This window comes from Pseudomonas sp. Pf153, assembly GCF_001269775.1.
GTDB lineage: Bacteria > Pseudomonadota > Gammaproteobacteria > Pseudomonadales > Pseudomonadaceae > Aquipseudomonas > Aquipseudomonas uvaldensis.
In genome coordinates this window covers 204068-228671 of the sequence record NZ_LHVL01000025.1, presented here as the reverse complement: position 1 = coordinate 228671, position 24604 = coordinate 204068, and the positions used below count along the sequence as shown (strand labels likewise).

The window sequence follows — 24604 nt, the reverse complement described above, 5'->3', positions numbered from 1 at the left end:
ATTGATTTCAACTCCATTATAAAAATAAGAAGGTGCACGCATGGCTTGGCTAGGTTTCGCAATGGTCGTTACGTTTATGGCGTTGATCATAAGCAAGCGGCTCTCCGCGGTTACGGCGCTGGTACTGATTCCGGTGGCTTTCGGATTGGCGAGTGGCGCAGGGCCGGAGCTGGGCGCAATGGTGATGGATGGGGTGAAGCAGGTCGCGCCCACCGCACTGATGTTGATGTTCGCCATCCTGTATTTCGCGATCATGTTCGACGCCGGGCTCTTCGAGCCCGCTGTACGGCGCATCCTGCGTCATGTCGGGAACGATCCACTTCGAGTGGTGTTGGGTACGGCCTTGCTGGCCGCCGTCATTTCGTTCGATGGCGATGGCGCGACGACCGTTCTGATTGTCACGACAGCCTTCCTGCCACTGTATCTGCGCCTGGGGATGAATCCGCTTATCCTGGCGTTGATGCTTCTGTTGACCAATACGGTCGTGAACCTGATTCCCTGGGGCGGGCCGGTCGCCCGTGCCGCCAGTGCGCTTCACGTCGACGTAGGGGAAATGTTCCTGGGACTGGTGCCCGCCATGCTGGTGGGGCTTGCCTATGCCTTCCTGGTCGCGTTCTGGATCGGCCATAAGGAGCGGCGTCGCCTGGGCTGGACACCCGCGCAGAAGGAGGCCGGGCCGGCGCTGGACCAGGTGCCGCTGCCTGAAGTCCGGGCCGAGACACAAAGGCCCAGACTGTTCTGGATCAACCTGGCGTTGACCGCCGGGCTCATGTACGCCATGGGTACGGGGTTGGCGCCCTTGCCGCTCGTGATGATGGTGGGCTTTTGCCTGGCGCTGTTGATCAATTACCCGCGCCTGGCCGAACAGAAGGCCCGGATCGCGGCTCACGCCGAAAGCGTGTTGACGGTCATTGCCTTGATATTCGCTTCCGGGGTCTTTACCGGCATCTTGTCCGGCACGGGAATGGTCGACGGGATGTCCGAGAAAATCGTGCAAATGATTCCTGAGGGGGGCGGCCAGTACTTCAGTATTCTGACTGCACTTTTGGCCTTGCCGCTTAACTTCCTGCTGTCCAATGACGCGTTCTTCTTCGGCATCCTGCCGGTGCTGGGGGCTGCCGGCGCCGAATACGGGATCACCCCGATGCACATTGCCCGCGCCTCTGTCCTGGGACAACCGGTACATGCACTGAGCCCCCTGGTCGCGGCGGTTTATCTCATCAGCGGGATCATCAAGCGTGATATGGGCGATATGCAACGATATTGCTTGCTCTGGGCAATCGGCAGCAGTCTTGTATTGATAGTCACGGCCATCATTACGCGGGCGATCATCTAATAACTTTCTATTTGCACAGTTCGCTGCACCGAAGTTGAAGGGGCGCTGCTCGCGCCTGCACGTCAACAATAAAAATAATAGATGAGGTGGTCGATGAACTCGATTAACGCCGTCGTTGTGGCTTTTTGTTCAATGGTTGTTATATCGGATAGTTGCCTGGCAGCCGCCATCAGTTATCCGGACCGGTTTCAGCACGAAGGCAAGTTGAATGCCTATCTTCGTTCTGTCTATATCAATACGCGCATATCCAACGACTTGATCGAAGACCGTTTCGGTGGATTTCCCGATGGCAACGAACTGGGCGGGACCGGGGTCGGGGCAATCGTTGATTACAACTCCAACTATTGGGCCGGAATTGTAGGCTTCGATGCCTCTCTCTACGCTGTGGCGATGCTCGACTCGAAAGACAACGGCCGGGATCTGTTCGACGACACCGATGGAACCAATGGCGGCTTCGCAAAGCTCGGCCAAGGTTATCTGAAGGCGCGCCATGTGGGGGACGGATGGAATGCCGACGCACAAATAGGGCGAGGCCGTTTCGATGCCGGCACCCTGGTGAGCCTCGATACGCGGATCGTTCCAGGCTCCTACCAGGGCGCCCGTACCCATCTGAATTTCACCGACATGGGGATTGGTCCACTGCCGGGAACGCTGGGGTTCGAAGCCGCGTACATCAACAGGAGCTCGCCCCGGGACCGGGAAGAATTCGAGCACCTGCTGAGCCAGACGGGGGAGAAAATAAAGGACCTGTACACCTACGGCATCAAATACGATTTGAAGGCCATCGAGCTGAGCTACGATCACGGTGTATCGCGGGACTTCAATGAAAATACCCGTTATGGCCTGACCTTGCAGGCACCGCTTGGCAAGCGCGCCGGGGTTGTGCTGGACACCCAGTATTATCAATTCGAAAAGGCCGGGCCAATATGGGAGCGTGACTGGTCGGCAGGCCAGGCGGCCTATGATGACGAGGCCAGTTGGCTGAACATCAACCTGGGTCTGCTGCTGGATAAGGTACGCCTGGGAGTGTCCTTTTCCGAAACCAAAGCCCAGTTGAGCAACGGGCAACTGGGGTATGCCTACTTCGATCATGCGGACAACGTCGACGGCAAGATGGATGCCTGGACGCGCTCCGGCAATGACTTCAATAACGATGGTGAAAGGACCTGGCAGGTCGGTGCCGAATACGACCTCTCCGGTCTTTCGCTGTTCGGCGCTTCGCTGGACGGCTTCAAGGCCATGGCCATCTACAAGCAAGGCGAATTCGACGCCAGCAATCCCCTCAGCGGCCAACGCACCGATGTGCGCGAGCGGCAGAAGGAATATCGCGTCTATTACCGATTCGATGAAAAGGAATACGCCGGACTTTCAGTAGGCGTGATCTATATCGACTACCGGATCAACGAGGATTTTGTCGCCCTTGTATCCGCCCAGCCGGATAACGTGGTCAGCGGATCGGAAGCGCGCGTGTATCTGGACTACGCATTTTGACCATCGACTGACCGATCGAGAACCCCCTGATGAAACCACGCCATAGAATAGTGATCACCCAGCGCTTTTTTGATCCCGAAGCCGTCGCCTTCCTGCAAGCGAACGACTGCGAGGTGGTCATCGCCGAGCCTGACCGCGGGCAAACAGAGGGGCAGTGGAGCGAACGCCAATTGATCGCGCTGCTCAATGAGGCAGATGGCTGGATTGTCGGGCATGCGAACATCACGGCCAGTCTGTTAGGTTCACTCCCACGCCTGAAAGTCATCGCTCGCCGAGGCGTGGGTTATGAACGTGTCGATACGGCGGCGGTGATTGCCACGGGAAAGGTCGCGACCATCGCACCTGGCGGAAACGACGCCAGTGTCGCCGATCATACCGTGGGGCTGATGCTTGCCGTCTGTCGCAAGCTCAAGCAATGCCAGGCGGGCCTGGCCGGCGGTGACTGGACGATTCCCCTGGGAAACGACCTGTACGGCAAGACCGTCGGTGTGGTGGGACTGGGGCGGATCGGCAGGGCGGTGGTGCAGCGCCTGTCCGGGTTCGACGTCACGACCCTGATCCATACCCCTCACCCGGATGAGGCACTGAAAAGCAGCGGCCAGGGTTGTCGTTTCGTCGATCTGCAGACCCTGCTCAAGCAAAGCGATTTCATTACGCTCCACGCCCCGCTCACTCCTCAGACCCTGGGAATGATCGACAGCCAGGCGTTGGCGTCGATGAAACGTTCCGCCGTGCTGATCAATGCCGCACGGGGTGGGTTGGTGCGGGATGCGGACTTGTTGCTGGCCTTGCAACAGGACCTGATAGCGGGGGCGGGGCTCGATGTTTTTGAAAGCGAGTCGGATCCGGCGCTTGCCGCCGTCAGCGAGCAATTGATCCAGCTTCCCAACGTAGTGACGACGCCGCACGTAGCGGCCTCCACGGTAGAGGGGCTCAATCGCACCAATCTGATCGCTGCCCGGTGCGCGATGGCGGTCCTGCAGGGGGGCAATCCTCCCGGGCATTGCGTCATCGCGGATGGTCGGCAGGCCACCGCGCCAAGGGTGACGCCATGAGCCGTCGCGCAAACCCGTCGGTGGCTGTCGACCCCCAGGTTCACCCTGATCTGGTTGCCGTTGCGACGACCTTGCGTGAACTGGATCTGCTGCCTGTCGTTCACGGGGACGTGCAGAACGTCCGGGCCCAACTGGAGCGGATCAACGCCTGGGCGAACCAGGGCAGCGTGCCGCTGTGCTACGAGCGCACGCTGGGGTTTTCCGTCAACCGTCGCCGGGTGGCGTGCAAGCTGTATTGGCCGCAAGCCGAAGAGACGCCGATGCTGATGTTTTACTGTCACGGCGGAGGGTTTCGGCATGGATCGGTCACCGGTTGGGACGCTCCTTTGCGCCAGTTCGTGCGCGACAGCGGCCTGGCGGTGCTGTCCATCGATTATGCGCTGTCGCCGGAATACCGGTTTCCTGTGGCGTTCAATGAGGTGGTCTCCATCGTGAGCCGGGTCATCCGTCTGAACGCTGTCACCGATTGTCGGGTACGCGGGTACGTACTGGCGGGGGATTCCGCCGGCGCCAACCTGGCCCTGAGCGCCGCCATTGCCCTGCGCGACGCGGGAGTGGACGCGTTGCGGCAGCTGGTCCTGTTTTATGGCAGCTACTCCAGGAACGTTACCTCCGATTCGTGGCGACGCTTCGGCGGATACGGCGGGCAGAATCTCTCGGCCGAAACCATGAGCGCCTACTGGGCGAGCTACTTGGGCAATGATGAGCGCGACTGGCGAGTGCAGCCGATCCTGGCTGACCTGGCGGGTCTGGCGCCCGTGCGCCTGATTGTCGGAGCGCTGGATCCGTTACTCGACGAGAACCTGGAGCTCGCGGACAAGCTGCGGCGCTGTGGCGTGGCGACGCACTTGGATGTGCTTGCGAACATGCCCCACGGGTTCATCCGTTTCAATGAGGTGGCACCGGTGGTGCGGCAGGTGATCCGTACCCAGGGCGCCGCGTTGCGTGAGGTGCTGGCGGTGTCTTTTCCTTGATTGTCAGGTGATTGTCCGATGCTGATTTTTCGAACCTTCGCGATGGCCGCGCTGCTTGCGTCAGGGTGCCTGGCAGGCCTGACGGCAATAGTTGTCCATGCCGCCGTCGACGATAAGCTTCCGGTCGGCCCTTCGGCAGGCGACATGGTGCTGTCCCCGTTCTATCGGTGGTCCGATGCAATGCCCGCGCTGCCCGGTGTCGTTCTGAAAAAAGAGCCGCTGGCATTGCAGGAAACGATGCCGGCCGCCTCGCAAGCGATGCGCATCCTCTACAGCTCCACCGACCAACGCTGGCAGTCGGGGCAGGTCCCCGTGAGCGGGGTGCTGTTTCTGCCGAACGTTGCGCCACCGTCCGAAGGTTGGCCGCTGTTGGCTTGGGCACACGGCACCGTGGGCATCGCCGACCGCTGCGCCCCCTCATGGACGGGACTGCGCGAGCGCGACGCGGCCTATATCAATCGCTGGTTGGAACGTGGGTTTGCGGTGGTCGCGACGGACTATCAGGGCTTGGGCGGTCCGGGACCTCATCCCTATACGTTCTGGCAGGCGGAAGGCCGCTCGATCCTGGATGCCATTCGGGCCGCCCGGACAATCGGCCCCCAGGTGATTTCCGATCGCGTGTTCCTGGCCGGGCAGTCGCAGGGCGGAGGCGCCGCGCTGGGCGCAGCGATACTCGCCGAGACCTACGCGCCGGAGCTCAATATCCTCGGCGCGGTGCTCACGGCCCCGAACAGCACCTTTCCCGACGGCCCCGTGGCGTTGCCGGCGCGCCAATCCAACACGGTATTTTTATCGTTGGCCTCCGGTGGCCTGCGGGAAAACGCGCCGCGGATCGAAGATCTGCTGACGTCGAAAGGCCTTGCACTGCTCGAAGTCGCCCGAGAGGGTTGTACCCGTGAAATCGCCCGCAAATCACGCGAGCTACAGGTCGAGTCCGTGTCAGAGCTTCTGACCGTCACACCCGACATCCTGGATGCGCTGCGCATTCCAACGACGGATATGCCCCTGGCATCGATTCCATTCCCCGTGCTGATCGCCACCGGCCAGGCTGATCGGACGATTGCACCGCTGCGCCAGTACGCGGTCGCGGCGGCGTTATGTGCCGCCGGCAACCACGTTTCCTGGCGGCTCTATGACGGGTTGGGGCACGATGGGGTGCTGCATGGCTCGTTGAACGAGGCCTTTGCCTTCGCGCGGGCGCAACTGGATGGACAAGGTTTTGCCTCGACCTGTCGCGCCCTCGAGCGGCCCGGTCCGCCCGGTGAGCGAAACCCGCATGCGCCTTTCAATGACGATTGAGGCGGGTTACAGGCCACGGCCATCGAGCCTTTCTGACAGGAATGTCAGGAAGCGGTCAGCCTCCGGACACTTTCGTTATCTAGACTGGAGAATGGCTTGATGCAGGCTGTGGTGCCTGCCTGTCCCGCTTCCAGAGGAATTACCTGATGCGCCTGCTTATCGTCGAGGACGAGGAAAAGACTTCCTCCTATGTGCATCGTGGCTTGAGTGAACTGGGCTACATCGTCGATGTGGCGAACAACGGCATCGATGGCCTGCACTATGCGCTGGAGCTGGATTACGACGTAGTGATCCTCGATGTGATGCTGCCCGGCAAGGACGGATACGATGTGCTGCAAGGCTTGCGCGTGCACAAGAACACCCCGGTCATCATGCTATCGGCCCGAGGAGCGGTGGACGACCGCGTACGAGGGCTGCGCGAGGGCGCGGATGATTACCTGGGCAAACCCTTTTCGTTCGCCGAGCTGGTGGCACGGGTCCAGGCCCTGATACGGCGTCGCGCTGGCGACACGGCCGACTTGACGCATCTGCGCATCGACGATCTGGAAGTCGACCTGCAGGCGCGCAAGGTGACCAGGGGCGGGCTGCGCCTGGACCTGACGGCCAAGGAGTTCTGCCTGCTGAGCCTGTTGGCGCGGCACCAGGGCGAGATCCTGTCGAAGTTGATGATTGCCGAGCAGGTCTGGGACATGAACTTCGACAGTGACGCCAACGTGGTCGAGGTCGCGATCAAGCGCGTCCGGGCCAAGGTCGACGCGCCGTATCCGCGCAAGCTGCTGCATACCGTCCGTGGCATGGGTTATGTGCTGGAGAGCCGCGAGACTAATGCTCGCCAGGCCGGGCTCCCATGATGAAGCGATCGATAGCCCGGCGGCTGGCCCTGATGTTCGCGCTGGCCGCCATGCTGATCACATCGGTCAGCGCGACGTTACTGCGTTGTTCGTTGAAGCAATCGCTCAATGAGCAGATGCAGAACGAGCTGATCCTGCGCCATTCCGTGCTCGATCCGGTGCTCGCCAAATACGACTCGCCGGCGTTCTGGGTCGGCCTGCGACAAAAACTGGATGGCCTGACGCCTGCCGATGAACGGGTGCGCTACTGGGTCGTGGTGGATAACCCGGCCTACAGCTACGGCGGGCAGATGCCGGATGGCCAGGACTGGTCGAGGCGTCCGGATGGCTTCTCCACCCTCGAAATCGCTGACCGGGACCGTCCGATGGAACTGCTGGTCAAAACCATTCCCGCCCTGGGCAGCCGTCCTGAATTGCGATTTATCGTGGGGCTGGATTCGACGCCATTCATGAAAACCCTGGACCACTTCACCAGGATACTGATCCTGATTTCCGCCCTGGGTGTGGTACTGGTGGCGTTGCTCGGTTACTGGATTGCGCGTTTTGGCCTGGGACCCGTGAGGCGACTCAGCAGGCAGGCCAACAGCCTGCCGCCGGGCGATTCGAAGCAGCGGCTGGACACCGAGGCACTGCCGGGCGAATTGCAGGAGCTGGCGATGTCGTTCAACGGCGCCCTGGCTCGTCAGGAGGCCGCCTGGTGCCAACTCGAAGGGTTCAATGCCAATGTGGCCCATGAACTGCGAACGCCCCTGACCAACCTGATCGGGCAGACCCAGGTGGCCTTGGCTCACGGTCGGGATGTAGGCGAGCTTCAGGACCTGTTGCAGTCGAATCTCGAGGAGCTGGAGCGGCTGGGGGGCATCGTCAATGACATGCTCTTCCTGGCGGGGGCTGAAAGCGGGCAGCGGGCAACCGAGCTGAGTGATGTCTCGCTCTACGAGGAGGCGTCCAAGACCGTGGAATATCTCGAGCCCGTCTTGCACGACAAGCAACTGAGCGTGGTCATCACCGGCGATATGCGAGTCCGGATCGACCGGCGCCTGTTTCACCGTTCGCTGGCCAATCTGTTGCAGAACGCAGCGCGCTACGCGGTCCCGGCGAGCACCATCACGGTCAGTCTGGTGAGCCAGGGAATGCAGGTGGAGGTCAGCGTTTCCAATGCCGGCGAGCCCATTGACGGCGTACATCTGGAGCGTCTGTTCGAGCGTTTCTACCGTGCCGACGCCGCCAGGGCCCGAAGCGATGCGCACCACGGCCTGGGGCTCTCGATCGTGCGGGCGGTGGCGTCCATGCACGGAGGGCGCGTGTTCGCCCGCAGCCAGGACGGGTTCAATACGTTTGGATTTTCCTTGATGAACCAGGCCGTCCGCTAAGATTCCGATCCGTTTGGCGTTTGACATCTTCCTGTCAGTCGCCGGTCACCTTGACGTCAGTCACCCCTCCCTAGAGTGCTACGACCATCCCGGTGAGGACAGTCGTGGAGTCCGTTATGAACATCCGAAATGTATCGACCGCCAGCTTGCTGGCCGTTATCGCGTTGAGCAATCCGTCCCTGTTCGCCAAGGAACAGACGCAAGACCCGGCCTACGAATATGGCATGCCGCTGGACATCGCCCGGGTCATTCGCATCGAGGCGCCGGCCCCGCAAACGTGCGAGGTCGTGCGGGCCAAGATGACTTATGTGAATACGCAAGGCGTCATCGAGCGCGTCAGTTTTCTGCAATTGGCTGAGGCGTGCGCCATCCAGTAAGCGTCCGGCAATGCCGGCTCATCCTTCGAAATGGAGAATTCCCATGATGTGGATCAGCACAACAACACCCGTAGACATCAGAAACCGGCTGGTGAGGCTGGCCCGCGTGCTGGCGGCCAGCGTCACGCTGCTCAGCGTGGTGAGCGTCGAAGCCACCGACAAGGTTGCGCCGAAACCGCAATGGTCGACACGCGATATGCCGTCGCAGAAAGGCCGGATTATCCTCATCACCGGTGGTACGAGCGGTATGGGCTACGAGGATGCGCTGGCACTGTCCCGCGCAGGCGCCGAGGTCATCATTGCCGCTCGCAATCCGGAGCGCGGTGCCCAGGCCATCGCCCGGATCAGACAGGCCGTGCCTGACGCCAGGGTGCAGTTCGAAACGCTGGACCTGGCCGATCTTTCATCCGTACGCGGCCTGGCTGAAAGACTCAACCGGAGGCTGCCGCGACTGGACGTCCTGATCAACAACGCAGCCATCATGGCGCCGCCGGAGCGAGGGACGTCTGCCGATGGCTTCGAGCTCCAGTTGGCAACCAATTACCTGGGGCATTTCGCCTTGACCGGCCTGCTGGTGCCGTTGTTGCGCCAGAGCCAGGATCCTCGGGTGGTTAGTCTGTCGAGCATTGCCGCCGCTCGTGGCGCGATGAACTTCGATGATCTGCAGGCTGAGCGCAAATACGAGCCCTATGCTGCCTATGCGCAATCCAAGCTTGCTGTCCTGCATTGGGCATTCGCGCTGCAACGGCGCAGTGAGGCAGCCGGTTGGGGCATCCGCAGCCTGGCGGCGCATCCGGGTGTCGCGGTCACCGAGCTGGTCGAACGTGGCCCCGGCTTGAACAGCGAATTCGGTCAGCGGTGGGCGCAGGACCGTGACGCGTACCACTCTGCCGCGCAAGGGGCGTTGTCCACACTGTATGCAGCCACTGCGCCCGAGGCCGCCGGCGGGGCCTACTACGGCCCTATCGGCGACGAGGAAAAACGCGGCCCGCTGGGCTTCGCCAGAACGCCGACGACCGCGACCCACGAGGCGGATGCCGAACGGCTCTGGACCGTTTCCGAACGGCTCACAGGCGTCACCTATCGCTGATGTTCCCGTTGGGCACGGGGCATATGCCCCCGTGCCTGCCCCTTGGTGCATGGCCATTCCCCAGGAGCTTCCATGAGTAGGCTTACTTATCTGCATCGGTTGAGCATCGCCCTTAACGCACGCGACGAGGAACTGCGTCCGGCGCTGTGTGGGTTTCTGCTGTTTCTCTGCCTCTTCGCCGGTTACTTCATGCTGCGCCCGATCCGTGAATCGATGGGCATCGCGGCGGGTGTGGAAAATCTGCAATGGCTGTTTACCGCGACCTTTCTGGTCATGCTGGCTGCCGTTCCTTTGTTCGCCTGGCTCAGCGCCAGGGTTCCACGCCTGCGACTCGTTGACTGGGTGTATGGATTCTTCGGCATCAACCTGCTGATGTTCGTCGAGCTGTTCGAATACCAACCGGACAGTCTGTGGCTGGCTCGGGTCTTTTACGTCTGGATATCGGTCTACAACCTGTTCGTCGTTTCCGTGGCCTGGAGCCTGATGGCGGATGTCTTCGACAGTGAACAGGCCAAGCGCCTGTTCGCTTTCATCGCTGCAGGCGCAAGCATCGGCGGGCTGTTGGGACCGGCCCTCAGCGCGGCGCTCATTGGTGTCATCGGCGCTTCGGGGTTGATGCTGTTGGCGGCTCTGTTGCTGGGTGCCACGCTGGTCTTGAAGCGCAGGCTCATGGCATGGCGCGAGGAGGGCGGGGCCGGGCGACCGGGTGCCGCACCGACGCAACATCCTCGCCAGCCCCTGCGCGGCAACCCGTTCAGCGGCTTCACGGCCGTGCTCCGGTCACCCTATCTGTTGGGGATCGCCGGCTTCGTGGTGCTGTTGGCCACGGTCAGTACGTTTCTCTATTTTGAACAGGCCCGCCTGGTGAGCGAGCACTTCCCGGATCGTGAGGCGCAGGTTCGTGTCTTCGGCACCCTCGACGTGATCGTGCAGGCAGGTGCCTTGCTGTCCCAACTGTTCATCAGCGGGCGCATCGCACCGAAGCTGGGAGTGCGTGCGCTGTTGGCAATCGTGCCGTTGATCATGTGCATCGGCTTTCTGGGGCTTGCCTTGGCGCCCGGGTTCGCGTTGCTGGCGACATTGATGGTGGTGCGGCGGATCGGCGAGTACGCGTTCGTCCGGCCGGGCAGGGAAATGCTGTTCGCCTCGTTGGATGCCGAGAGCAAATACAAAGCCAAGAATTTTATCGACACTGTGGTTTATCGGGCGGGTGATGCCATGAGCGGTTGGGTGAAAAGCCTGCTCGATGTGCTGGGGCAGGGGGCCGGACTGGCGGCCATGATCGGTGCGTGTTGCGCGTTGGTGTGGGGATTGCTCGGCTGGCAGTTGGGACGGCGGGCTGATGATGGACAGGAAGAGGCGGAGCTGCACGCCAGTGTCGCCGAGACGTGAATCCTGTCGTAATCGACGAACGGCAAATTGTGACCAATAATAAAATGAGTCACAATTTGTCATCGGCCTTCAGGATGCGTAAGCTGCCCACATGAATCAATCATCATCACCTTCGCCCAGCACTCGTGGCCCAGCCGATCACGACATCCGAAACCAGATTGTCGCGGCCGCCAATGAGCACTTCAGTCAATACGGTTACGCCAAGACCACAGTGTCCGACCTAGCCAAGGCCATCGGATTCTCCAAGGCCTACATCTACAAATTCTTCGACTCCAAGCAGGCAATTGGCGAAGCCATCTGCTCCGGTTGCCTTTCGAAGATTGTCGAGGCCGTGGAACAGGCCACCCGGGAAGAGGACCTCTCTTCCACAGAGCGTTTCCGACGCCTGGTCAAGACTCTGATCACCACTGGCGTGGATCTGTTCTTCAACGACCGCAAGCTGTATGACATTGCCGCCTATTCGGCCTCGGAGCGTTGGCCCAGCTCGCAAGTCTACAACGAACGGATCAAACGCTTCGTACTGGACGTGGTGCGGGAAGGGCGCGAGAGCGGTGAGTTCGAACGCAAGACGCCGCTGGATGAGACCGTGGAGGCGATACATCTCGCGCTGCGGCCCTTCGTCAACCCGCTGCTGTTGCAACACAACCTCGATTACGTGGAAGAAGCCCCCACGCTTATCTGCAATCTGGTCCTGCGCAGCCTCATGCCCTGAGCCAGTCACGGCCGATGCGATGAGGATTGCGTTGTCTTTTTTGTGACTGTTGACACAAATGGTCACATGAATAATCATGGCGCATCTGCTTTTCGAGGGTCTGCTATGACCAGCTTCGCCCAGGTGGTGGCGCAATTCGATCCAAGTGTGCCTTTCGTCTGCCCGCCTGAATGGCGGCAGGGCCGGACCATTTTCGGCGGGCTGTCGGCGGCGCTGTCGCTGGAAGCGGTCTTGCGCGAGCGTCCCCAGGGCTTTCCTCCCTTCAAGTCCGCGCAGGTGTCATTCATAGGGCCAGTGACCCAGCCCCAGACTTTCGATGTCAGCGTGTTGCGCCAGGGGCGATCCGTTACTTCGGTATCAGTGGATTGCCTGTCCGGCGATGAGCTGGCGCTGCGCACGACATTGCTGTTCGCCCAGCCGCGGCCCAGCCGGATCGTCCACGACTCCTGGGGATGTCCAATGGTGGAAGGGCCGTCTCGATACGCCACCCTGGAGCTGGATAAGCGGATTGCGCCGGCCTGTGCCTGCAACTTCGAGATGCGCCCGGCGGGCGGTTCGCTACCGGTGTCCGGCGCCGACAATCCGGAGCTGCTGATGTGGGTACGTCATTTGGATGCGCAAGGCGTGGACCCGGCGGTGGCGTTGATCGCGCTGGCAGACAGCTTGCCACCGGCGGCCATGACCTGCTTTACCGAACCTGCCGCCATCAGCTCTGCCTCCTGGACGATTGACCTGCCACAGCCGGCGGCGGCTGGCGAATGGTTTCTGGTCAGCTCCTTCAGTCAGCAAGCCCAGGAAGGTTATTCGTTGCAGGACATGGAGGTCTGGGACGAAAGCGGTCGGCGAGTGCTTTGGGCGCGCCAGACCGTGGCGATTTTTACCTAGTAACACATCAACTGCTCCATACCTCAGCAATTGTTTCCAGAGTCCGATAATGAAAAAAATAATGCTCAAGGCCCCGGTGGGTCTCGCTGTAATGCTGTCCACTTCCCAGGTGCTTGCCAGCGGTTTCGCGCTTAACGAGCAAAGCATCAGTGGGATGGGGGTGGGGTTTGCCGGGCGCTCTTCCTCCGCTGAAGATGCCAGTACCGTCTTCGGAAACCCGGCGGGCATGTCTCGCTTGAAGAAGGAGCAGGTCAGCCTCGGGGCGGCCACATTGTTTGCCAAGAGTGACATCAGCCAGACCCGCAGTACCTTCGGCGGCCAGGAGGACGGCGACATGGTGCCGACGACCACAATACCGATGGGGTATTACGTCAAGCCTGTGGATGAGCACTGGGCCGTTGGCGTTGGCTTCTATGTACCGTTCGGTCTGATTACCGATTACGGCAGCGACTTTGCCGGGCGTTATTACGCCAACAAGAGCGAGGTCAAGACGCTGACCTTCCAGCCGACCATCAGCTACGCCTTCAACGACAAGGTGTCGATCGGTTTCGGTCCTACGATCAATCGCATCAGCGGCGAGATATCAGGGATGGTGCCAAACCCGCTCACTCCCGGCAGCAACGACGGGAAGCTGAAAAGCACCGGTGACGACACGGCGCTCGGCTTCAACGCCGGCATCCTGGTGCAGGCCACGGACCGGACTCGTCTGGGGCTGACCTACCATTCCAAGGTCAGCTATCACCTGGATGCCAAGTCCAAGCTCACCGATGGGATCTTCAGCCTGCTGGGGGTCAGCGGTACAAGCTATGACGCATCGTTGGACGTCGATACCCCGGAATCGGTGGACTTCTCGGTCACTCACCAGCTCAACGATGACTGGACCCTGTATCTGGGCAGCACCTGGACGCGCTGGAGTCGTTTCAAGGAACTGACCATCGAGAACTCGGGTCTGCCTCCGTTGCTGAGCGGGGCGCTGGGTACCATCAGCGAAGAGCAGAACTGGCATGACACCTGGGCCCATGCGATTGGCGCGGCCTACAGGCTGAACAATCAGTGGGTTCTTCGCGCCGGCTTCTCGGTCGACCAGTCACCGGCCAACAACACCAATCGTGGGCCTCGGATCCCGACCGGGGACCGCAGCGTGATCAGCCTCGGTGCCGGTTGGACTCCGGTGGACGATGTCACGATCGACGTGGCTTATTCGTACCTGTGGGAAGAGAGCGTGCGGGTCAACGATGCCTCCGCCAGCCGTGGCGCGTACAGTTCCAAATACCGGAACAGTGCGAACGGCTTCGGCGCTTCCGTCAGCTATCGTTTCTGAGACCACTGAGCCGGGAACCCATGCGGGCTCCCGGCTTCTTTTCACCCTCTCGAACATGCCCCGCCTGGTCGTCGACTCAGGTGCCCATCACCTGTGTCATCAAACGCTGGTGAAACCGTCGTGGCGTGGCCCAGGTCAACACGGTGATCGCCTTGTTGCCAAAGCCCGGTACGACGCTCATGCGGCCGGCTTGCAGCGCGCGGATTCCGGCGCGTACCACCGGCTCGGGTTGCATCATGACCATTTTCAGGGCCGGCGTGAGCTTCTGGCTGGCGTTTTGCGCGAACCCGGTGTCCGACATGCCCGGGCACAAGGCCGTCACAACGACGCCGTCGCGCTTGAGTTCCTGGTGCAGCGCTTCGCTGAAGCGAAGCACATAGGCCTTCGCCGCGCAGTACACCGAAAAGTGCTTCACACCCTGATAGGCCAGCAGGCTGGCGACCATCAGAATGTGCCCGCGTCGCCGGTCCCGCATGTCGGCCGCGAAGAGTCGCGTCATGGCCGTCAGGCTGGCGATGTCCAGATCGATCATCGCCAGGGATTGGTCCAGGGTGTGTTCCACGAAAGGGCCTTGCAAGCCATGGCCGGCGTTATTGATGAGCACGTCAATGGTGATGCCGCGCCGAGTCAATCGCTCGTGCAGTTCGATGGCCGCCGGGATCGAGGATAAATCGACCTGCTCGACGATCACCTCAATGCTGAACTGCTCGCGCAGTTGCGCCGACAGTGCTTCCAGCTTATCCAGCCGGCGGGCGACCAGGACCAGCGATTTCCCCTGTTCGGCATATTGTCGGGCGAACTCTTCGCCAAATCCGCTCGAGGCGCCCGTGATGAGTACCCAGGAATTGCCGTTGGCTTGCATGTTGCTGTGCTCCGGTGGTTTTAACCGCAAAGAAAAAGAGAAGGGCGTTGGTCAGGTCATCGAGTGGCTACAGGCTCAGGCTCAGGCTCGGCAGGCTGCCAGCCGCCGCCGAGGGCCCGGAATGCGGCGACGGCGGCCCGTGCCGATTCCGTTCGGGCCTGGGCCCGGGCGTCGGAAGCCTGCAGCAGCGTCTCGTCGGCGTTGAGCACATCGATCAGGCTGGCCGTCCCTTTCTGGTAAGCGATAAAGGACGATTGGCGAGCCTGGGTCAGGGATGTTTCGCCGGCGGTGAGCGTGGTGGCCTGGGCTTCTCGATTCACCAGGGCAGAGAAAGCGTTCTCGACGTCTTCAGTGGCCCGCAGCACGGACTGGCGATAAGCGGCCAGGGCTTCGGCTTCTTGTCCCTTGGCCTGATCGATCTGGGCATTGATGCGGCCGAAGTCGAACAATCTCCAGCGCAATCCCAGCGCGCCGGACGCCTGGCTGGCGCCGCCGGAAAACAGATGCCCGGCGGAAACGGTCGTAGCGCTGCCCAGCAACGCGCTGAGGGAAAATTTCGGATAGTACTCGGCGACGGCCTCACCGATGCGCGCATTCGAGGCCGCCAGGCGACGCTCGGCCACGATCAGGTCTGGCCGGCGACGCAGCAGATCGGCGGGCGTTCCCATCGCACTGATTTGGGGTGCCAAAGGGATACTGCCGGTAGGGGTCAGTTGTGGGCGGTGGGTGCCTGGCGGAGTGCCAAGCATGACGTCCAGCGCATTCATGGCGGCATCCAGACCCGTCTGCAGGACCGGTACGGTCGCCTGCACTTGGGCGAGTTCGCCCTCGGTCTGATGGACCTGGTAGCTGGCAGCGAGGCCTTTGCTGTAGAGCAACCGGACTTTTTCCAGCAGGTCCTGCTGGGTTTTGACCTGGTGGTTGGCGATATCCAGCCGGGCCTGCAGGCCGCGCAGGGTGATGTAGATGTCGGCGGTTTGCGCGGCGACGGCCAAACGGGTGGCTGCCGCACCGGCCTCGGACGCCTGGTACTCGGCCAGGGCGGCTTCGCGTCCGCGTCGCAGACCGCCAAAGATGTCCATCTCCCAGCTGGCGCCCAGGTTGAGCTCGTAGGCATTTCCATAACGATCAAAACCTGGGGTTGAATTGAGCACTTGGCCGATTGGGGTTTCGACCGATTGGTAGGTGCGGGCGGCCTGGCCACTGATGTTCCCCGACGGTAACAGCGCTGCATTGGCCGCTCCCAGGCCGGCCCGAGCCTGTGCGACCCGTGCCGACGCCTGCGCCAGGTCCAGATTCTGCTCAAGGGCCTTGGCAATGAAGTCGCTCAGCACAGGATCGCCAAAGCCCTCCCACCAAGTGACCAGGCTGGCGCGTGACGCGGCGGATCGTTGTTCGACGGCAGACTGGCCGATGAACCGATCCGACAGCGCGGCGTCCGGGCGGTGGTAGTCGGGGCCGACTGCGCAACCAGCCATCAGGCTGGCGCTCACCAGAAGAGCAAGGGGGCGAAGAGGGAGCATCAGGATTCCTCGGGGGGAAGCATGTTTTGTGACCATATTATATTATGGTCACTGCCTGTCAATTGACTCTTCAGGAACGAGTATTCTGTAGTGTGCAGGTTATAACCAGAAATGGCGGCGGTTCGCTTACGCAGGGCTAAGATTGACAGGCTGTGACCATTGACAGTATTGGTCACAAGCATAAGAATGTCGCATCTTCCTCTGCTCAATAAAGGGAACCTATGCTCCGGCCTCGTCCTGCCATCCTCGCCGTTTGCTTGTTGCCTCTCGTCCTGACGGCGTGTGGCGATTCATCCACCGCCAAGGATCCGCGCACGCTGGCCCCTCTGGTCAGGGTCGCTGACGTTCGGGGTTCGTCCGATAGCTCACGCTCGTTCACCGGTGTCGTGGCCGCGCGCGTCCAGAGCGATCTGGGTTTTCGCGTGTCGGGCAAGGTGCTGGAGCGTCTGGTCGATGCCGGCCAGAGCGTCAAGAAAGGGCAGCCCCTCATGCGCCTGGACCCGGTCGACCTGGGCTTGCAGGCGCGAGCGCAACAGGAGGCGGTGACGGCCGCCAAGGCTCGGGCCAAGCAGACGGCCGATGACGAGGCGCGCTACCGCGAGTTGGTTGCCGCCGGGGCGATTTCCGCGTCGGGCTACGACCAGATCAAGGCCGCCGCCGATACCGCAAAGGCGCAGCTCAGCGCTGCCGAGGCCCAGGCCGATGTGGCCCGCAATGCGTCCGGCTATGCCGTGTTGGTCGCGGATGCCGATGGCGTGGTGATGGAAACCCTCGCCGAGCCGGGGCAAGTAGTCAGCCCAGGGCAACCCGTGGTCCGACTAGCTCGGGCCGGTCAGCGCGAAGCCGTTGTGCAACTGCCCGAGACCCTGCGCCCAGCGCCGGGCGCCAGCGCGCAGGCGACGCTGTATGGCAGTACGGCCGGGGCCGTCACGGCAAAACTCAGACTCCTTTCGGATTCGGCCGACCGTGTGACGCGTACCTTCGAAGCGCGCTATGTGCTGGAAGGTGCGCTGGCCAATGCTCCACTGGGCTCGACCGTCACCCTGCGCATCGCCGAAGCCGCCGCCCAGGGGCGGGTGCTGCAAGTACCGATTGCGGCCTTGTACGACCCCGGCAATGGCACTGGCGTGTGGGTCATTGACGGCGAGCCGGCAAAAGTCAGCTGGCGACCCGTCCAGGTATTGAGCTTGAGCGACGACGCCGCACGCGTCACCGGCCAGCTCAACGTGGGCGAACGTATCGTCGGGCTGGGCGCACATCTGTTGCATGAAGGCGAGTCCGTGCGACTGACCCAACAAGCTGACATGAAGGTCGTGGAGAACCGCCAATGAGCCTCAATTTATCGGCCATCGCCGTTCGCGAGCGCTCGATCACGATTTTCCTGATCTTCCTGATTGCTGTCGCGGGAGCCCTTGCCTTTTTCAAGCTCGGGCGTGCGGAGGATCCGCCTTTCACGGTCAAGCAGTTGACCGTCATCACGGCCTGGCCGGGCGCGACGGCGCAGGAGATGCAGGACCAGGTGGCCGAGCCGCTGGAAAAACGCCTGCAAGAATTGAAATGGTATGACCGAACCGAAACCTACACCCGGCCGGGCCTCGCGTTCACCATGGTATCGCTGCTCGACCGCACGCCACCGTCAGAGGTGCAGGAAGAGTTCTACCAGGCGCGCAAGAAACTCGACGACGAAGCCACCAGGCTTCCGGCGGGTGTCATCGGGCCGTTGGTCAACGACGAATACTCGGACGTGACCTTTGCGCTGTTCGCCCTCAAGGCCAAGGGTGAGCCGCAGCGCTTGCTGGTGCGCGATGCCGAGGCCTTGCGCCAACGCCTGTTGCACGTGCCAGGCGTGAAAAAGGTCAATATCATCGGCGAGCAGGCCGAGCGCATCTTTGTCTCGTTCTCCCATGATCGCCTGGCCACCCTGGGCGTTTCGCCCCAGGACATCTTCGCGGCGCTCAACAGCCAGAACGTGCTCACACCCGCCGGTTCCATCGAAACCAATGGCCCGCAGGTTTTCCTGCGGGTGGACGGCGCCTTCGACAAACTGGAGAAAATCCGTGATACGCCCCTGGCGATCCAGGGGCGCACTTTGAAACTTTCGGATGTGGCGACGGTGGAGCGGGGCTACGAAGACCCGGCCACGTTCCTGGTGCGCAACAACGGTGAAGAAGCCTTGTTGTTGGGTGTCATCATGCGAGAGGGCTGGAATGGCCTCGATCTGGGCAAGGCCCTGGACGCCGAGACAACCAGGATCAATGAGGCCATGCCGCTGGGCATGACCCTGACCAAGGTGACCGACCAGGCGGTGAACATCAGCTCGGCGGTCGACGAGTTCATGGTCAAGTTCTTCGTCGCCTTGCTGGTGGTGATGGTCGTCTGCTTCATCAGCATGGGTTGGCACGTCGGTATCGTGGTCGCGGCTGCTGTACCGTTGACCCTGGCGGTGGTGTTCGTGGTGATGGCGGCCACCGGCAAGAACTTCGACCGGATCACCCTGGGCTCGCTGATCCTGGCGCTCGGGTTGTTGGTGGACGACGCGATCATTGCCATCGAGATGATGGTCGTGAAGATGGAGGAGGGCTACGACCGGATAAAAGCCTCTGCCTATGCCTGGAGCCACACGGCCGCGCCGATGCTGTCCGGTACGCTGGTGACGGCGATCGGTTTCATGCCCAACGGTTTTGCGCAGTCCACCGCTGGCGAATACACCAGCAACATGTTCTGGATTGTGGGCATTGCACTGATCGCCTCCTGGGTGGTTGCAGTGGCCTTTACCCCTTACCTGGGGGTGAAGATGTTGCCGGACATCAAGAAGGTCGAGGGCGGCCATGCCGCCATCTACGACACCCCGCGCTACAACCGCTTCCGTCGGATCCTGACGCGGGTCATTGCGCGCAAATGGCTGGTGGCCGGCGCGGTTGTCACGCTGTTTGCCATCGCCATCCTGGGCATGGGGCTGGTCAAGAAACAGTTCTTCCCAACCTCTGACCGGCCCGAGGTGTTGATCGAGGTGCAGATGCCCTATGGGACCTCCATCGAGCAGACCAGCGCCACGACCGCCAAGGTCGAGGCCTGGCTGCAAAAACAGGAAGAGGCCAAGATCGTCACGGCCTATGTCGGGCAGGGTGCGCCGCGTTTCTTCCTGGCGATGGCGCCGGAGCTGCCGGATCCATCGTTCGCCAAGGTCGTGGTGCTGACGGACAGCCAGGAATCGCGGGAAATCCTCAAGTTCCGTTTTCGTGAAGCAGTGGCCGAAGGGCTCGCGCCGGAGGCCCGTCTGCGGGCGACCCAGATCGTGTTCGGACCGTATTCGCCATTCCCTGTGGCATACCGGGTCATGGGGCCTGACACGGCGAAGCTGCGCGAGATTGCCGCGCGCGTGCAGGATGTCATGCAAGCCAGCCCGATGATGAGGACCGTCAACACCGATTGGGGCCCACTGACGCCGACGCTGCATTTCAACCTGGATCAGGATCGCTTGCAGGCGGTAGGCCTGACGTCCAGCGCCGTGGCCGAGCAATTGCAATTCCTGCTGGCCGGCGTACCGATCACGGCGGTTCGCGAAGACATCCGTTCAGTGCAGGTGATGGGGCGCGCCGCGGGCGATATCCGCCTCGATCCCGCCCGGATCGAAGGCTTCACGCTGGTGGGCGCGGCGGGCCAACGGATTCCGCTGTCCCAGGTGGGCGAGGTGGATGTACGGATGGAGGACCCGATCCTTCGCCGTCGCGACCGTACCCCGACCATCACCGTGCGCGGCGACATTGCCGAAGGCCTGCAACCGCCGGATGTCTCGACCGCCGTCATCAAGCAGCTGCAGCCGATCATCGACACGCTCCCGGACGGCTACCGTATCGAGCAGGCCGGGGCGATCGAAGAGTCCGGCAAGGCCGGCAAGGCGATCCTGCCGCTGATGCCGATCATGGTGGCGCTGACGTTGCTGATCATCATCGTGCAGGTGCGTTCGATCTCGGCCATGATCATGGTGTTCTTCACCGCGCCCCTGGGGCTGATCGGCGTGGTGCCGACGCTGCTGATCTTCAACCAGCCGTTTGGCATCAACGCCCTGGTCGGCCTGATCGCACTGTCGGGGATCCTGATGCGCAATACGTTGATTCTGATCGGGCAGATCCACCAGAACGCCCGGGAAGGTCTGGATCCGTTCCACGCGGTGATCGAGGCCACGGTGCAGCGGGCCCGGCCGGTGCTGTTGACGGCACTGGCGGCCATCCTGGCGTTCATCCCGCTGACCCACTCGGTCTTCTGGGGAACGCTGGCCTACACGCTGATCGGCGGCACGTTCGTTGGCACCATCATGACGTTGGTGTTCCTGCCGGCGATGTATTCCATCTGGTTCAAGATCCGTCCTGCTGCGACCGTTCGAACCGAAACCGCGAGGCCGGTCTAGACGATTGATCGCTGGATGAATCCTGCTTCCGACCCAAATAACAGAAATGCCACTCGATGAGTGGCATTTTTTTTCGCCGAAACCGCCTGGAGGGCAGCTGGACAGCGCTTTGGCGAACGCTGTTGCCAGGGGCGCCTGGCGGGTGTTTCGTATCGATCCGGCAAGCTGCACTTTCGATCTGTGGCCAGTGAAGGCACAATGCGCATCCTTTTTTGGCTGGCCTTGCCGGGGGCCTCGAAATGATCAAGACACCGTACTACCTCATCGACAAGCAAAAACTGCTGGCGAACATGCAGAAGATCGCCTACGTGCGCGAGCAGTCCGGGGCCAAGGCCCTGCTGGCGCTCAAGTGTTTCGCCACCTGGTCGGTGTTCGACCTGATGCAGCAGTACATGGACGGCACCACGTCCTCGTCGCTGTACGAGCTCAAACTCGGTCGCCAGAAATTCGTTGGCGAGACCCATGCCTACAGCGTGGCCTGGGCCGACGATGAAATCGAGGAAATGATCGAAAACTGCGACAAGATCATTTTCAACTCCATCAGCCAGCTGCAGCGTCACGCGGATGCTTGCGCAGACAAAGTGCGCGGTCTGCGGGTCAACCCGCAAGTGAGCAGCTCCGATTACCTGTTGGCCGACCCGGCACGTCCTTTCAGTCGCCTGGGCGAGTGGGACCCGGTCAAGGTCGAGGCGGTGATCGAGCAGATCTCCGGCTTCATGTTCCACAACAACTGCGAGAACGGCGATTTCGGCCTGTTCGATCAGATGCTGGGCACTATCGAGGAACGCTTCGGTCATCTGTTGCATAAGGTCGAGTGGGTCAGCCTGGGCGGCGGTATCCATTTCACCGGTGAGGGCTATGCCCTGGATGCTTTCTGCGCACGCCTCAAGGCGTTCTCCGAAAAGTATGGCGTACAGGTCTACCTGGAACCGGGCGAGGCGGCGATCACCCAGAGCGCTTCGCTGGAAGTCACCGTGCTCGATACCCTTTACAACGGCAAGCATCTGGCCGTCGTGGACAGCTCCATCGAGGCGCACATGCTCGATTTGCTGATCTACCGCCTGAACGCCAAGCTGGCGCCCAGCGAAGGCGAGCATACGTACATGGTTTGCGGCAAGTCGTGCCTGGCCGGAGACATTTTCGGCGAATACCAATTCGATCGTCCGCTGGCCATCGGCGATCGACTGTCGTTCATTGATGCGGCGGGTTACACCATGGTCAAGAAAAACTGGTTCAACGGTTTGAAAATGCCATCCATCGTAGTGAAACAACTCGACGGTACCGTCGAAGTGGTTCGTGAATTTGGGTTCGAAGATTATCTGTCCAGCCTCTCGTAACTGGCGGAAAGGAGAATTGAAAAAATTGAAGAAGAACGTCCTTATCATTGGTGCAGGAGGTGTCGCCAAGGTGGTGGCCCACAAGTGCGCGCAGCACAACGACGAACTCGGTCGTATTGCTATCGCGTCGCGCAACATCTCCAAATGCCAGGCCATCATCGACAGCGTCAAGGCCAAGGGTAGCCTCAAACAACCCGCTGAAATCAAGGCTTTCGCACTGAACGCCCTGGACATCGAGGCGACCAAGGCGCTGATCCGCGAGACCGAATCGCAGATCGTCATCAACGTCGGCTCCGCTTTTCTCAACATGTCGGTGCTGCGTGCCTGCATCGATACCGGCGCGGCCTACCTGGACACCGCCATTCACGAAGAACCGGGCAAGATCTGCGAGACCCCGCCCTGGTATGGCAATTACGAGTGGAAGCACCTCGAAGAATGCCAACAGAAGAACATCACGGCCATTCTCGGCGCGGGTTTCGATCCGGGTGTGGTCAACGCCTACGCGGCGCTGGCACAACAACAGTATTTCGACCAGATCGACTCGATCGACATCCTGGACGTCAACGCCGGTTCCCATGGCAAGTATTTCGCCACCAATTTCGACCCGGAAATCAATTTCCGTGAGTTCACCGGACAAGTATGGAGCTGGCAGAACAGCCAATGGACCAGCAATACGATGTTCGAGGTCAAGCGTACCGATGACCTGCCGGTCGTGGGATCGCAGAATCTCTACCTGACCGGCCACGATGAAGTGCACTCGCTGTCGAAGAACCTCGGCGTGCCCAATGTGCGTTTCTGGATGAGCTTCGGCGAGCACTACATCAATGTCTTCACCGTGCTCAAGAACCTGGGCCTGCTTTCCGAGCAGCCGGTCAAGACAGCCGAAGGGCTGGAAGTCGTGCCGCTGAAAGTGGTCAAGGCCGTGCTGCCTGACCCTAGCTCCCTCGCACCCGGCTATACCGGCAAGACCTGCATCGGTGATCTGGTCAAGGGCACCAAGGACGGTAAGCCGCGCGAAGTGTTCATCTACAACGTGGCTGACCACGAAGAAGCGTACGCGGAAACCGACAGCCAGGGCATTTCCTATACCGCAGGCGTACCGCCGGTGGCCGCCGCCTTGCTGGTTGCCCGTGGCGAGTGGGACGTGCAACGCATGGTCAACGTCGAGGAACTGCCCGCCGAGGCTTTCCTCAAGGCACTGGATGTCATGGGTCTGCCGACACGCATCAAGGATGAGCACGGAGACCGTCCCTGGAACTGAGATGCTTGAGATTGCCTGATCAGGCGAATCTCGTTTCTCGTTCCTGGCCTTGAAAAAATGGACCTCTGAAAAGAGGTCCATTTTTTTTGCGTGACCGCAGGGGTCATTGATCCGGAAACGGCAGCGACAGCAACCATTGGCTGAAGGCTTTCAGTGAAGGCAGGTGCTGGTAGCGGGTCGGGTAGGCGAGGAAGTAGCTGCGTCCACTTTCCATCGGTTCGGATACCGTGACCAGCTCGCCACTTTTCAATTCGTCCTGCACCAGAATGTGCGGGATCAGTCCGATGCCGATGCCCGCGGACACTGCCTGGATCAAGTGAGCCGTAAGCTCGAAGCCGGGACCGGATCTCATTTGCCGATGGTCGAGGCCATGGGCGTCGAACCAGTCCGACCAGACGCTGGGCCTTGAAACCACGTTGAGCAGCACCTGCCCGGCAATATCCTCGGGTGACAAAGTGCGGTATCCGGGCAGCGCCGAGGGGCTGGCAATAACCACCAGTTTTTCTGTGAGCAGCTTGTGCGAGATATAGCCGGGCCACTCGCCGGAGCCTGCGCAGATGATCGCGTTCATGTCCTGGGTGGACGCCTGGACGTCTTCGCGGATAATTCTGGAATGGATATGAACCAGTATGCCTGGATGCCTGGCGTAGAACTCATGCATCCGGGGCAGCAGCCATTTCGAACCCAGCGTTGGCAGCACTGCCAGGTTCAAGGGGCCCCCGTCGTTCCGGTACGAAATGGCTTGCAACGTTGCGCTGCGAATGCGCCCCAGCGCTGCCGTCAATTCGTGCTGATAGAGTGCCCCGACCGCCGTCAGTTCGATTCTGCGGCCTTCACGTCTGAAGAGTTCGATGTCGAGTTGTGCCTCCAGGGTTTGAACCTGGCGGCTGACGGCGCTCTGGGTCAATGCCAGTTCTTCGGCGGCCTTGGTGAAACTGCCATGGCGAGCGGCGGCCTCAAAGGCAACCAACAGAGACATCGAAGGCGTCAATCTTCTTGGATTCATTCATAAAGCTCATGCAAAAACGGCAGGAATTACGTTTGTTCCAAGGACGTA

At 61.3% G+C, this 24604-nt stretch carries 20 protein-coding genes; 17 read left to right on the top strand and 3 right to left on the bottom strand.

Annotation, left to right across the window (positions count from 1 at the left end; genetic code table 11):
- The first annotated feature begins 40 nt into the window (after window positions 1-40).
- The 13 genes from AD666_RS16355 (at window position 41) to AD666_RS16295 (ending at window position 14156) form a co-directional block, all read left to right on the top strand.
- Window positions 41-1336 carry a CitMHS family transporter gene (locus AD666_RS16355; RefSeq protein WP_053153966.1) on the top strand — a complete coding sequence of 432 codons (1296 nt, stop codon included), beginning with the start codon at window positions 41-43 and terminating at the stop codon, window positions 1334-1336.
- A gap of 132 nt (window positions 1337-1468) precedes the next feature.
- The gene (locus AD666_RS16350) at window positions 1469-2827 is read left to right on the top strand and encodes an OprD family outer membrane porin (protein WP_256222674.1); all 1359 of its coding nucleotides are present in this window, start codon (window positions 1469-1471) and stop codon (window positions 2825-2827) included.
- A gap of 29 nt (window positions 2828-2856) precedes the next feature.
- Window positions 2857-3882: a phosphoglycerate dehydrogenase gene (locus AD666_RS16345; RefSeq protein ID WP_053153960.1), complete on the top strand. Its 1026-nt coding sequence runs from the start codon at window positions 2857-2859 to the stop codon at window positions 3880-3882.
- Window positions 3879-4856, top strand: a complete 978-nt coding sequence (locus tag AD666_RS16340) for an alpha/beta hydrolase (RefSeq protein WP_053153957.1) — start codon at window positions 3879-3881, stop codon at window positions 4854-4856. Before AD666_RS16345 ends, AD666_RS16340 begins: the two co-directional genes overlap by 4 nt.
- Before the next feature lie 18 nt (window positions 4857-4874).
- A complete protein-coding gene (locus AD666_RS16335) occupies window positions 4875-6155 on the top strand; it encodes an alpha/beta fold hydrolase (protein ID WP_053153954.1) in 1281 nt (426 codons plus the stop codon).
- Between the two features lie 146 nt (window positions 6156-6301).
- Window positions 6302-7006 carry a heavy metal response regulator transcription factor gene (locus tag AD666_RS16330; RefSeq protein ID WP_053153951.1) on the top strand — a complete coding sequence of 235 codons (705 nt, stop codon included), beginning with the start codon at window positions 6302-6304 and terminating at the stop codon, window positions 7004-7006.
- Window positions 7003-8379, top strand: a complete 1377-nt coding sequence (locus tag AD666_RS16325; RefSeq protein ID WP_232777336.1) for a heavy metal sensor histidine kinase — start codon at window positions 7003-7005, stop codon at window positions 8377-8379. The genes AD666_RS16330 and AD666_RS16325 overlap by 4 nt, the downstream gene beginning before the upstream one ends.
- 116 nt (window positions 8380-8495) lie before the next feature.
- Entirely contained in the window at window positions 8496-8756 is a 261-nt protein-coding gene (locus AD666_RS16320) for a DUF2790 domain-containing protein (RefSeq protein ID WP_053153947.1), read from the top strand.
- Between the two features lie 46 nt (window positions 8757-8802).
- Window positions 8803-9846 (top strand): oxidoreductase, encoded by a 1044-nt coding sequence (locus AD666_RS16315; RefSeq protein WP_371259602.1) that lies wholly within the window; start codon window positions 8803-8805, stop codon window positions 9844-9846.
- Window positions 9847-9918: 72 nt separating this feature from the next.
- Window positions 9919-11238, top strand: a complete 1320-nt coding sequence (locus tag AD666_RS16310) for an NTP/NDP exchange transporter (protein ID WP_053153941.1) — start codon at window positions 9919-9921, stop codon at window positions 11236-11238.
- 91 nt (window positions 11239-11329) lie between these two features.
- Window positions 11330-11950 (top strand): TetR/AcrR family transcriptional regulator, encoded by a 621-nt coding sequence (locus AD666_RS16305; RefSeq protein WP_053153938.1) that lies wholly within the window; start codon window positions 11330-11332, stop codon window positions 11948-11950.
- Between the two features lie 105 nt (window positions 11951-12055).
- Window positions 12056-12835, top strand: coding sequence for a thioesterase family protein (locus tag AD666_RS16300; protein ID WP_053153935.1), 780 nt, complete (start codon window positions 12056-12058; stop codon window positions 12833-12835).
- 49 nt (window positions 12836-12884) lie between these two features.
- Window positions 12885-14156, top strand: a complete 1272-nt coding sequence (locus tag AD666_RS16295) for an OmpP1/FadL family transporter (protein ID WP_053153933.1) — start codon at window positions 12885-12887, stop codon at window positions 14154-14156.
- Between the two features lie 76 nt (window positions 14157-14232).
- On the opposite strand, the gene AD666_RS16290 is transcribed toward AD666_RS16295, so the two are convergent.
- Both AD666_RS16290 and AD666_RS16285 read right to left on the bottom strand, forming a co-directional pair.
- Window positions 14233-15018 (bottom strand): SDR family oxidoreductase, encoded by a 786-nt coding sequence (locus tag AD666_RS16290; RefSeq protein ID WP_053153930.1) that lies wholly within the window; start codon window positions 15016-15018, stop codon window positions 14233-14235.
- A 56-nt stretch (window positions 15019-15074) separates the two neighbouring features.
- Window positions 15075-16541 carry an efflux transporter outer membrane subunit gene (locus tag AD666_RS16285; RefSeq protein WP_053153927.1) on the bottom strand — a complete coding sequence of 489 codons (1467 nt, stop codon included), beginning with the start codon at window positions 16539-16541 and terminating at the stop codon, window positions 15075-15077.
- A 221-nt stretch (window positions 16542-16762) separates the two neighbouring features.
- Here AD666_RS16285 and AD666_RS16280 point away from each other — a divergent pair, with 221 nt between their 5' ends.
- From AD666_RS16280 to AD666_RS16265, 4 genes are all read left to right on the top strand, one after another.
- On the top strand, window positions 16763-17872 hold the full coding sequence (locus tag AD666_RS16280; RefSeq protein WP_053153925.1) for an efflux RND transporter periplasmic adaptor subunit: 1110 nt from the start codon (window positions 16763-16765) through the stop codon (window positions 17870-17872).
- On the top strand, window positions 17869-20949 hold the full coding sequence (locus AD666_RS16275; RefSeq protein WP_053153922.1) for an efflux RND transporter permease subunit: 3081 nt from the start codon (window positions 17869-17871) through the stop codon (window positions 20947-20949). The genes AD666_RS16280 and AD666_RS16275 overlap by 4 nt, the downstream gene beginning before the upstream one ends.
- Window positions 20950-21188: 239 nt before the next feature.
- On the top strand, window positions 21189-22286 hold the full coding sequence (locus AD666_RS16270) for a carboxynorspermidine decarboxylase (protein WP_053155338.1): 1098 nt from the start codon (window positions 21189-21191) through the stop codon (window positions 22284-22286).
- Window positions 22287-22311: 25 nt separating this feature from the next.
- Entirely contained in the window at window positions 22312-23547 is a 1236-nt protein-coding gene (locus tag AD666_RS16265) for a saccharopine dehydrogenase family protein (protein WP_053153919.1), read from the top strand.
- A 103-nt stretch (window positions 23548-23650) separates the two neighbouring features.
- Here the strand turns inward: AD666_RS16265 and AD666_RS16260 are convergent, their stop codons facing one another.
- A complete protein-coding gene (locus tag AD666_RS16260; RefSeq protein WP_053153916.1) occupies window positions 23651-24553 on the bottom strand; it encodes a LysR substrate-binding domain-containing protein in 903 nt (300 codons plus the stop codon).
- Window positions 24554-24604: the final 51 nt, after the last annotated feature.